Genomic DNA, 10,325 nt, shown 5'->3' with positions numbered 1-10,325 from the left:
GAGCGGCTACATCGTACCCTGCTGGATGAACACTTCCGTATCAAGGGGAGGACAACCTGGTATGAGTCGGTAGAGCAGATGCAGACAGACCTGGATAGCTACCTGGAGCACTACAACACCCAGCGGCCACATCAGGGCAGGATGATGGAAGGACAGACTCCCTACAGCATGTTCAAAAAGGGTCTGAAATTGATACCGAAGGAAGTGCGCACTAAAGTAGCGTAAACAAGACACCGGTTTGAGGCCGGTGTCAGGTGATAACTAGATCTGTACACTTTTTTGAAACATAGTTATCTCCTTTGTCGGACTGGGCCCTCCTTGGCGAGGGCCTCCTCTTATCGGCGCTTTCCCCGAATGCTGAACCGCTCTCCCCGGATTCGCCCATGAGTCGGCGGCAGATAAGGGGTATGATCCGCCCCCTGGCGCCATGCCATTGACGGAGGAGAGCCATGCTCGAAAATCAGATGATGTTGTTGGCGGTGTTTGAGCGGGCGGCGCTGATGCTGATGACGCTCTTTCTTCTCACCCGCACCCAGCCGTTTCAGCGGCTGTTCCAGAAGCGGGATCACACCCCGGCCGAGCTGGTGCTGGTGGCGGCCATCTTCTGTCTGTTCGCGGTGTTCAGCACCTACACCGGCATTCCGGTGGAGGGGGCCCTCATCAATGTGCGGATCATCGCCATCATCTCGGGCGGCATCCTGTTCGGCCCCTGGGTCGGCATTCCGGCCGGGGTCATCTCGGGTCTGCACCGCTATCTCATCGACATGGATGGCCACACCTCCATTCCCTGTCTCATCGCCAGCATCATCGCCGGCCTGCTGGCCACCTGGCTGCACCTGCGCTGTCGCAAGTCGCGGCTCTGGCTCTATGGCATCCTGGCGGGGATGGCCTGCGAGGGGCTGACCATGCTGCTTATCTGGCAACTGACCGAGCCCCATGCGGTAGGTGTGGAGATAGTCAGTCATATTGCCTACCCGATGATCGCCGGTGCGCTCTGTATCGGGCTCATCATCAAGCTGGTGCAGGATCTGGATGACGAGAAGGAGCTGATTGCCGCCAAGCAGGCCAAGCTGGCGCTCGACATCGCCAACAAGACGTTGCCGTTTTTCCAGAACATCGATCGCCACTCCCTGAGCCAGGTGTGCGGCATCATTCGCAGCGAGATCAGCGCCGATGCGGTGGCCATCACCGATACCCGCGACGTGCTGGCCTATGTGGGGGTGGGCAAGGATTACTACGAGCTGGACGAGCACCACGCCATCAGCGACATGACCCACAGAGCGGTGCTGCTGGACCAGATCATCATCAACAACGATCTGCGCCAGTATCACCTCTCCGATTTTCACTCGGTCATCATTATTCCGCTGCGGGAAAACGGCGCCGTCAGCGGCACCCTCAAGATCTATTATCGCCGCACCCACAGCATCACCAGCTCCCTCAAGGAGATGGCGGTGGGTCTCTCCCAGCTCATCTCCACCCAGATGGAGGTGTCGCGCATCGAGCAGCTCAAGGAGATGACCCGCAAGGCGGAGTTCACCGCGCTGCAGAGCAAGATCAACCCCCACTTCCTGTTCAACGCCCTCAATGCCATCTCGTCGCTGATCCGCATCCGTCCCCAGCAGGCACGCCAGCTCATTGCCAATCTGGCGGATTACCTGCGCTACAACCTCAACAAGGGGGACACCCTCATCGACATCCAGGAGGAGCTGCAGCAGGTGCGCGACTACGTGGCCATCGAGCAGGCCCGCTTCGGCGACAAGCTGGAGGTGGTGTTCGAGGTGGACGACGTGCATATCCAGGTGCCGAGCCTGCTGTTGCAGCCGTTGGTGGAAAACGCCATCCTGCACGGCATCCAGCCCCGCAGTGCGCCGGGTCGGGTCACCATCGAGGTGAAGCAGCTGGCGGGCGGCATCCGGGTCGCGGTGCGCGACACCGGCTACGGCATCAGCCAGGCGGTGATCGACGGGGTCGCCGCCGGTCGGGTGGAGAGCCGCAGCATCGGTCTGATGAACGTGCATCAGCGGGTCAAGCTGCTCTATGGCGACGGCCTGCACCTCAAGCGGCTGGAGCCGGGGACCGAAGTCTGTTTCTATCTGCCTGATCAGGAGGCAATGCCATGCTGAAAGCCATCATAGTGGAAGACGAATGTTTGATACGGGAGGAGCTGGCCTCTCCTGTGCTCCTTATGGGGGCAATGTCATGCTGAAAGCGATCATTGTGGAAGATGAGTATCTGGCCCGCGAGGAGCTGGCCTTTCTGGTGGGGCAGCACAGCAACATCGAGATAGTGGCGAGCTTCGAAGACGGGCTGGAGGCGTTCAAGTATCTGCAGGATCACGAGGTGGATGTGGTGTTTCTGGATATCCAGATCCCCGCCATCGACGGCCTGCTGCTGGCCAAGAACCTGCACAAGTCCAGCCATCCGCCCCATATCGTCTTCGTCACCGCCTACAAGGAGTTTGCGGTGGAGGCGTTCGAGCTGGAGGCATTCGACTACATCCTCAAGCCCTACAACGAGCCGCGCCTCATCAATCTGCTGCAAAAGCTCGAACTGGCGGGCAAGTCCCAGCCCCAGGGGGCGGAGTCCGGGACACCACAGAACCGCACCGTCAATCTGGTGAAGGGGGAGCGCATCATCGTCACCCCCTGCGAGCAGATCTACTACGCGGAAGCGGACGAGAAGCTGACCCATGTCTACACCCGTACCGATCGCTACGTGATGACCATGACCCTCAGCGAGTTTGTCAGCCGGTTGCCGGCCGAGGGGTTCTTCCGCTGCCACCGTTCCTACTGCGTCAACATCAACAAGATCCGCGAGATAGTGCCCTGGTTCAACAGCACCTATCTCATCCGGCTCCATGACCTGCCATTCGAGGTGCCGGTCAGTCGCAGCAACATCAAGGCATTCCGTCAGCTGATGCGGCTCTGATTGTCATTCATTCCCGCCGATCTGCATTTCATGCCGTAATCGGTCGGCGGGAGCGGCGTCTTGCCTATAGTGGCCCCAGTTTCCTTAAGGCCATTCCTCGAGACGCATCATGACCAGAGAGCTGAATCGCACCCGTTACCTCACCCTGTTGGGGACCATCATCACCCAGTTCGCGCTGGGATCCGTTTACACCTGGAGCCTGTTCAACGCCCAGCTCTCTGACAAGCTGGACGAGCCGGTGAGCCAGGTCGCCTTCGCCTTCGGCCTGCTTAGCCTCTCCCTGGCGGTGGCCTCCTCCCTGGCAGGCAAGCTGCAGGAGCGGTTCGGGGTGCGCAACGTCACCCTGGGCGCCGGCGTGCTGCTCGGCATCGGCTTCTTCCTCACCGCTCATGCCAGCAACCTGGCGATGCTCTACCTCTGCGCCGGCATCCTGGTCGGTTTTGCCGATGGTACCGGTTACCTGATGACCCTCTCCAACTGCGTGAAGTGGTTCCCGGAGCGCAAGGGGCTCATCTCCGCCTGCTCCATCGGTGCCTACGGTCTCGGCAGCCTGGGCTTCAAGTACATCAACCTGCTGCTGCTCTCCAGCAACGGCCTTGAGACCACCTTCCAGCTGTGGGGGCTGATCGCCATGTCCATGGTGCTGGTGGGTGGCATGCTGATGAAGGATGCACCCAAGCAGGCCGCCGCCGTGCAGCAGAGCGAGAGCCGCGACTTCACCCTGGCCGAGGCGATGCGCAAGCCCCAATACTGGATGCTGGCGCTGATGTTCCTCACCGCCTGCATGAGCGGTCTCTACGTCATCGGCGTGGCCAAGGACATCGGCGAGAAGATGGTGGGCCTGCCGGCCGTGGTCGCCGCCAACGCCGTCGCCATCATCGCCATGGCCAACCTGGGCGGCCGGCTGGTGCTGGGCATCCTCTCCGACAAGATGTCCCGTATCCGGGTCATCACCATCGCCCAGTTGATTACCCTGGCGGGCATGGCGCTGCTGCTGTTCGTGCCGCTCAATGCCAACTTGTTCTTCGTGGCAGTGGCCTGTGTAGCCTTCAGCTTCGGCGGCACCATCACCGTCTACCCCTCGCTGGTTAGTGACTTCTTCGGCCTCAACAATCTGACCAAGAACTACGGCGTCATCTACCTGGGCTTTGGTCTGGGCAGCATCATCGGCTCCATCGTGGCCTCCCTGTTCGGCGGCTTCATGGCGACCTTCAACCTCATTCTGGTGTTGCTGGTGGTGGCCCTGGTGCTCTCCCTCACCATCCGCCTGCCGGCTCCCGTTGCGGCTGTCGACAGGGCCTGACCCCTCTCGCTTCTCAAATCATAAAAAAAGACCCGGGCCTTGGCCCGGGTCTTTGCATGTCAAGGGGTGGACTCAGCGCGGGGGCAGACCCAGCAGGGCGCGCAGCTGGTGCGCGGTGGCCTCGACCGCTGGCCAGCCGCGGCCAGTGACGGTGACGTGGCCCATCTTGCGGCCGGGGCGGGCTTCGCCCTTGCCATAGAGGTGAAGGTGCACCCCGGGCAGGGCCAGGGCGCCGGCCCAGTCCGGCATGCCGTCTTGCCACAGATCCCCGAGCAGGTTGAGCAGGATGGCGGGCTGAACCTCAGCCTGTGCCGGCAACGGCAGATCGCACAGGGCGCGCACCTGCAACTCGAACTGGCTGCAACCGGCGTTGTCGATGCTGGGGTGACCCGAATTGTGGGGCCGGGGGGCCATCTCGTTGACCAGCAGTTCACCGCCGACCAGGAAGAACTCCACCGTCAGCACACCCACATAGTCGAGGGCGGCGATGATGTGCTCGGCGATGCGCTGGGCCTCGCGCTCCAGGGCGGGCACATTGGCCGGGGAGCGGGTCTGATCCAGGATGCCGCCGCTGTGCCAGTTCTGCACCAGGGGCAGGGCACTGATGGCACCGCTCGGACTGCGGGCCAGGGTGAGGGCAAACTCCCCCTCCAGTGGCAGGCGTTTTTCCAGCACGCAAGGGACACCGCTGGCGGCCAGGGCCGCCGGCAATTCGCCCGCATTGTGGATAGTCCACTGCCCCTTGCCATCGTAGCCCTCGCGGGCGGTCTTGAGGATGGCGGGGAAGAGGTCGCTGGGCAGGGCGGGCAGCGGCTCGCCGGGCAGCAGGGTCAGGTTCGGGGCGACCGGTACGCCGGCGCGGGTTAGGAAGGCTTTCTCTTCCCGGCGATCCTGACAGACACGTACTGCGCTCGCGGCCGGGCGCACCGGCTTGTACTGCTCCAGCAGGGCCAGGGAGGCGGCGGGCACGTTTTCGAACTCGCAGGTGATAGCGTCGCAGCGGCTGGCCAGATCGCGCAGGGCACCGGCATCGTCATAGGCGGCAACGATCTGCTCGTCGGCGGCTGCACCGGCGATGCTGATGGGGTCCGGGTCCAGCACGATCACCTTGTAGCCGAGACGGTGGGCAGACATCACGAAGTAGCGGCCGAGCTGGCCGCCACCGAGCATACCCAAAGTGGCGGGGGGCAGTATCATGCCGGCTCCTCCAGGATGAGCGCCAGCACCCGGTCGCGCTCCTTGGCGCGGAAGCCATCGAGCTGCTGGTGATAACGGGGAGCGTCGCCATCCTGGGCGACAGAGAGCAGGGACACGGCGAACAGACCGGCATTGGCGGCACCCGCCTCGCCGATGGCGAAGGTGGCGACCGGCACGCCCTTGGGCATCTGCACGATGGAGAGCAAGGAATCCATCCCCTTGAGCTGGCGGGTGGGGATGGGCACGCCCAGCACCGGGATCGTGGTCTTGGCGGCCAGCATGCCCGGCAGGTGGGCTGCGCCGCCGGCGCCGGCGATGATGGCGCGCAGACCGCGATCGCGCGCACTGGCGGCATATTCAAACAGGAGATCCGGGGTGCGATGGGCGGATACGACGCGCGCTTCATAGGGCACGCCGTGCTCCTTGAGGATGCGGGCGGCGGCCTGCATCACGGGCCAGTCAGAGTCGGAGCCCATTACCAGGCCGATCATAGGGGGGGTCGTCATTACGGCTTCCTCGGATGTCAAACGTTTGCCGCATGTTACCAAAAAGCCGTGGGATCTGGCTCAACATTTCTTGTGTTTGACCCTCTCGAATGACGGTCAACGAGCCTCAAGGTACGAGAGGGGGCGAGGATCTGCGCCACTTGGCACCGGCTTTGGGTAAAAACGACATTAGAAATCCAGATGGCTATACATCCAAGGCGGCTCTGCCTATAATCCCCCCGCTTTGGCGCATCATGCTTAAAAGGGAATCCGGTGAGAATCCGGAGCTGGCGCGCAGCGGTAAGGGGGAACGAAGCGACATCAGGGCACTGCCGTCAGGTGGGAAGCCGTCGCCGTAGGCCATCAGCCCCCAAGCCCGAAGACCTGCCAAAGTTCGTATTTCGGGCCGAGAGAAACCGGCCACGAAGTAGATGCTTACGCGAACTTAAGGATCTCTCATGTCCAAGACATTATTGGCGGCTGCCCTGTTGCCAACGGCGGCCTTTGCCCAGACCACCATCCCCGTCAATCCTACCCTGGTCATCACCGCCAATCGGGTGGAGCAACCCATCAGCTCGGTACTGGCTCCCGTTGTGGTGATCGATCGCGCCGAGATCGAATCCCGCCAGGTGCAGAGCTTGCCAGCGTTGCTGAAGACGCTGCCCGGCGTGCAGATCACCACCCTGGGTGGCCGAGGCCACATGAGCAGCCTGTTCATCCGTGGTACCAACTCCAACCATTCACTGGTGCTGATGAATGGGCGCCCCATCGCGGCCATGGTGGCCGGCACGCCGGATCTCAGCCAGATCCCGCTCGGCAATATCGAGCGCATCGAATATATCCGTGGCCCACGCGCGGCTGTGTATGGTTCCGATGCCATTGGCGGCGTTATCAACCTCATCACCAAAACATCCGCCAAAAATGGCAGCGAGACACACCTGAAGGGCGGTGCTGGCAGCAATGGTTATGGCCAAGGCGAGCTCAGAACGGTTCAGTCATTGGGTCAAAAAACCGATATGAACATGCTGATCGGCTACGAGCGTACCGATGGTTTTGATATTAAGGCACAAGATGGCTCTACCCCTATACAGCCTGATCGGGATGGGTTTGCTGGTTTGAATGGCCAGATTGGTCTGAATCACCGTTTCAATGATGCTTGGAGTGCCGACATTAACGCGCAGGGTTATAACAACCTCACTGATATAGATGGTGGTGAAGACTGGCTTGCGCCTGGCGTTCCATCATCAGATCAAAGTCGGGTTCAGGCTTTCCAATATGACGGTGGTCTCAAGTTCCAGAGTAAGGATCTGATCAGTCGATTTGAAGCCAGTTACGGTGAGAACAAGCTGAAGAACTGGCTGGAGAGTAATGGGGAAGAGACTGGCCAGCCCATTCATACAGGTTTGACACGCTTATCCTGGATCAATAGCTGGAGTGGTATTGAAGGGGTCAGCCTGACAGGCGGTGCAGATTGGCAGCGTGAGGAGATGAAGTCAGACTCTCGAGGGTCTAATAAAGCTTTCAATGCCCCCGACCGCGACAATACCGGCCTGTTTGCCGTAGGGAGCTACCGTTGGCAGGCGCTGCTGTGGGAGCTGTCAGGTCGTACCGATGACAACCAGCAATATGGTCGTCACAACACCTGGTCTGCCGCCAGCGGGCTGGATATCGATGAGAACCATAATGTCCGGCTGAGCTACGGCACCGGCTTCAAGGCGCCGACCTTCCTCGATCTCTACTATCCCGGTTATGAGAACCCGGATCTGAAGCCGGAAGAGAGCAAGAACCTGGAGCTGGACTTCTCTGGCCGTTATACCGCCTGGGATTGGTCAGTTAACCTCTATCGCAACCAGATCCAGAACCTGATTTCCTGCCAGAGTGCCTTCTCCAGCTGCAAACCGGACAACACGGATGCCGAGATCCGCGGCGTGGAGGTAGCGCTGGGGCTGGAAACCGGTCCGCTCCATCATGATCTGAGCTTCGATTACACCAAGACCGAAGACAAGAACGACGGCGATCAGCCGCTGCTGCGCCGCGCCAAGCAGAAGGCGAGCTGGCTGACACAGGCACAGCTGGGCCCGGTGGATCTGTCGACCGAGCTGCTCTACGTGGGCCAGCGTGACGACAAGAACTTCAGCAGCTTCCCCGCAGCGCGGGTGGTGCTGAGCTCTTACACCCTGGTCAATTTGGGGGCCAGCTACGAAGTGCTGCCACAGCTGACCCTGGGGGGACGCATCGACAACCTGTTTGACCGCGACTATGTGCCTGCCTATGGCTATGCGGCGGCGGGGACAGAGTTCAAGCTGACCGCCGATTACCGTCTCTGATCCCGCCTCTGCTTATATAGAGAGGAAAAAGCGAGGCCCCGCCATGTGCGGGGCCTTTTCTATTGGCGGCAGGGGGGAGTATGATCGCCGCCTCGCATCCAAGGGGGAGTTCAGGTGGCCAATATTCTCGTGTTCGACTCCGGTATGGGCGGCTTGACCGTCTATGGGGAGATCTGTCGCGCCCTGCCGGCACACAACTATTTCTACTGCTTCGACAACGCCCACTTCCCCTACGGTGAGCTGAGCGAGTCGGAACTGATTGCCGCCTGCACCCGTCTGGTCAGCCACATGGTGGCCGAACACGCCATCGACCTGGTGGTGATCGCCTGCAACACCGCCAGCACCATCGCCCTGCCATCCCTGCGCACCGAGTTGAGCATTCCAGTAGTGGGGGTGGTGCCCGCCATCAAACCCGCCGCCGCCCTGACCCGTAACGGCTACATCGGTCTGCTGGCAACGCCCGGCACCGTCAGCCGTGACTATACCCATGAACTCATCGCCCAGTTCGCCCCGGGCAAGCATGTGCTGCTGAAGGGGGCCACCGAACTGGTTATCGAAGCCGAGCGCAAGCTGGCGGGGTTGCCGGTCAATATGGCCCTGCTCAGAGAGGTGCTCGCAGACTGGATGGAAGGGGAGGAGAGGCCGGATACCCTGGTACTGGGATGTACCCACTTCCCCTTGCTCAACGAAGAGATCACACAGCTGATGCCGGAATGCCAACTGGTCGATTCGGGTCTTGCCGTGGCAAGGCGGGTGGCGCATCTGCTGGCGACACTGCCGGTCCAGGCACCTGGCGAGGGGACGGGACGTGCCTACTGCACGCGACTGGATGCTGGGGCCCAGAAACTGACAGCCCCCTTGCAAGCTTGGGGGCTGTCGTCACTCGAAGAGGTGGTGTACTGAATATCAGGCGTCGACGTCGTTGACGTCCTTCTCATCCCGGTCCCGCTTGTCATTAGCTTCACGCACTTTCAGGGTGCGCTGCTGATACTCCTTGTCATTGAGCGCGGCGATGGCCTTGGCCGCATCGGCGACAGGCATCTCCACAAACCCGAAGCCCCTGCGTTTGCCGGTGGCCTTGTCCTTCATCAGACGAACTGACAGTACCTGACCTTGCTCGGCAAAGAGTTCGCGCACCGCAATCTCGTTGGCGCGATAGGGCAGGTTGCCTACATATAAGGTACAGGTCTCCTGGCTGGTCGCCTGTTCGAGGGCGGTGGCAGGCGCACGGTTCAGGAAGAGCGGTACCACGAAACCGCCAATGGCCAGACCGGCGGCAAAAATGACTTCGACTTTCAGAGAGAACTGCAGGGCCTGGGCAACCAGATAGCCGAGCAGCGCCAATACCAGAGCAAGAACTGCTGCCTGCACATAAACGGGAAGCTTGGATAAATTCATCTTTAAAGACCTTTTGTAAATGAAAGCAAAAAAGGTGCAACACTCTATTCACCTCCATGGTAACCAGCTTTACGACCAGACGCTACCATGGACCACTTGAGGCAAATTATCCGCTTCAGTATGGCATTCCTTCAGCCAGGAAGATCCTGATAAATGCCAATAAAAGAGGGCTGAAATCATCAGCTTGTGGATAACATTGTATATATACACTGGGTAAGTTGTTTCTAACTGGATAATTTGAAGTTTCCGTGACTTTCTTCAAAAAATCCCTTGTCATCGTAACCGGCCTCCCTATAATGCGCCCCTACCAGCACGGCGGAACACGCCGAACAGATGAGCTAGCTTCCTTAGGAAGTGGGCGCCGAAAGAAAAGCGAAAACAATCGCTTGACTTTCGAAGTGAGGAGCGTAAGATGCGCCTCCTCAGCGCGATAAGCGTGACGCTCTTTAACAATTTGAATCAAGCAATCTGTGTGGGCACTCACAGCATCGAGCATCAAAAACAATTTTTGATTTTCAATGTCTGATGAAGTGACCAAAGCAACTTTTAAGTTGCAGCAGTTAATTCAGCAATTCATTGAGCCGCCTTTATAGGCAACCAAACTTAAATTGAAGAGTTTGATCATGGCTCAGATTGAACGCTGGCGGCAGGCCTAACACATGCAAGTCGAGCGGCAGCGGGAAAGTA

General features: G+C 60.0%; 9 protein-coding genes, 1 rRNA gene and 1 riboswitch. Of the genes, 7 read left to right on the top strand and 3 right to left on the bottom strand.

Annotated elements, in window-relative coordinates; translation table 11 throughout:
* The 4 genes from AB5Y50_RS00465 to AB5Y50_RS00450 form a co-directional block, all read left to right on the top strand.
* Positions 1–225, top strand: a 225-nt coding sequence (locus tag AB5Y50_RS00465; RefSeq protein ID WP_368162380.1) for an integrase core domain-containing protein, incomplete at its 5' end; no start/stop codon positions are given.
* A gap of 224 nt (positions 226–449) precedes the next feature.
* On the top strand, positions 450–2,123 hold the full coding sequence (locus tag AB5Y50_RS00460; RefSeq protein ID WP_319883088.1) for a sensor histidine kinase: 1,674 nt from the start codon (positions 450–452) through the stop codon (positions 2,121–2,123).
* A gap of 76 nt (positions 2,124–2,199) precedes the next feature.
* Positions 2,200–2,928 (top strand): LytTR family DNA-binding domain-containing protein, encoded by a 729-nt coding sequence (locus AB5Y50_RS00455; protein WP_039040685.1) that lies wholly within the window; start codon positions 2,200–2,202, stop codon positions 2,926–2,928.
* Positions 2,929–3,037: 109 nt separating this feature from the next.
* Positions 3,038–4,231, top strand: coding sequence for an MFS transporter (locus tag AB5Y50_RS00450; protein ID WP_039040686.1), 1,194 nt, complete (start codon positions 3,038–3,040; stop codon positions 4,229–4,231).
* 72 nt (positions 4,232–4,303) lie between these two features.
* Here the strand turns inward: AB5Y50_RS00450 and AB5Y50_RS00445 are convergent, their stop codons facing one another.
* Together AB5Y50_RS00445 and purE are read right to left on the bottom strand one after the other, a co-directional pair.
* Entirely contained in the window at positions 4,304–5,428 is a 1,125-nt protein-coding gene (locus AB5Y50_RS00445; RefSeq protein WP_319883087.1) for a 5-(carboxyamino)imidazole ribonucleotide synthase, read from the bottom strand.
* Positions 5,425–5,934 (bottom strand): 5-(carboxyamino)imidazole ribonucleotide mutase, encoded by a 510-nt coding sequence (purE, locus tag AB5Y50_RS00440; protein WP_319883086.1) that lies wholly within the window; start codon positions 5,932–5,934, stop codon positions 5,425–5,427. The genes AB5Y50_RS00445 and purE overlap by 4 nt, the downstream gene beginning before the upstream one ends.
* Positions 5,935–6,141: 207 nt before the next feature.
* Positions 6,142–6,320: riboswitch (cobalamin riboswitch) on the top strand.
* Positions 6,321–6,371: 51 nt separating this feature from the next.
* Here purE and AB5Y50_RS00435 point away from each other — a divergent pair.
* A complete protein-coding gene (locus tag AB5Y50_RS00435) occupies positions 6,372–8,240 on the top strand; it encodes a TonB-dependent receptor (RefSeq protein ID WP_319883085.1) in 1,869 nt (622 codons plus the stop codon).
* A 114-nt stretch (positions 8,241–8,354) separates the two neighbouring features.
* On the top strand, positions 8,355–9,143 hold the full coding sequence (gene murI / locus AB5Y50_RS00430) for a glutamate racemase (protein WP_319883084.1): 789 nt from the start codon (positions 8,355–8,357) through the stop codon (positions 9,141–9,143).
* Between the two features lie 3 nt (positions 9,144–9,146).
* On the opposite strand, the gene AB5Y50_RS00425 is transcribed toward murI, so the two are convergent.
* Positions 9,147–9,638, bottom strand: coding sequence for an RNA-binding protein (locus tag AB5Y50_RS00425; RefSeq protein ID WP_319883083.1), 492 nt, complete (start codon positions 9,636–9,638; stop codon positions 9,147–9,149).
* 605 nt (positions 9,639–10,243) lie between these two features.
* Between AB5Y50_RS00425 and AB5Y50_RS00420 the strand changes: the two genes are divergently transcribed.
* A 16S ribosomal RNA gene (locus AB5Y50_RS00420) occupies positions 10,244–10,325 on the top strand; the annotation flags it as partial.

The organism is Aeromonas sp. s6 (assembly GCF_040907815.1).
Lineage (GTDB): Bacteria > Pseudomonadota > Gammaproteobacteria > Enterobacterales > Aeromonadaceae > Aeromonas > Aeromonas caviae.
This window is presented reverse-complemented; position numbering and strand designations above follow the sequence as displayed.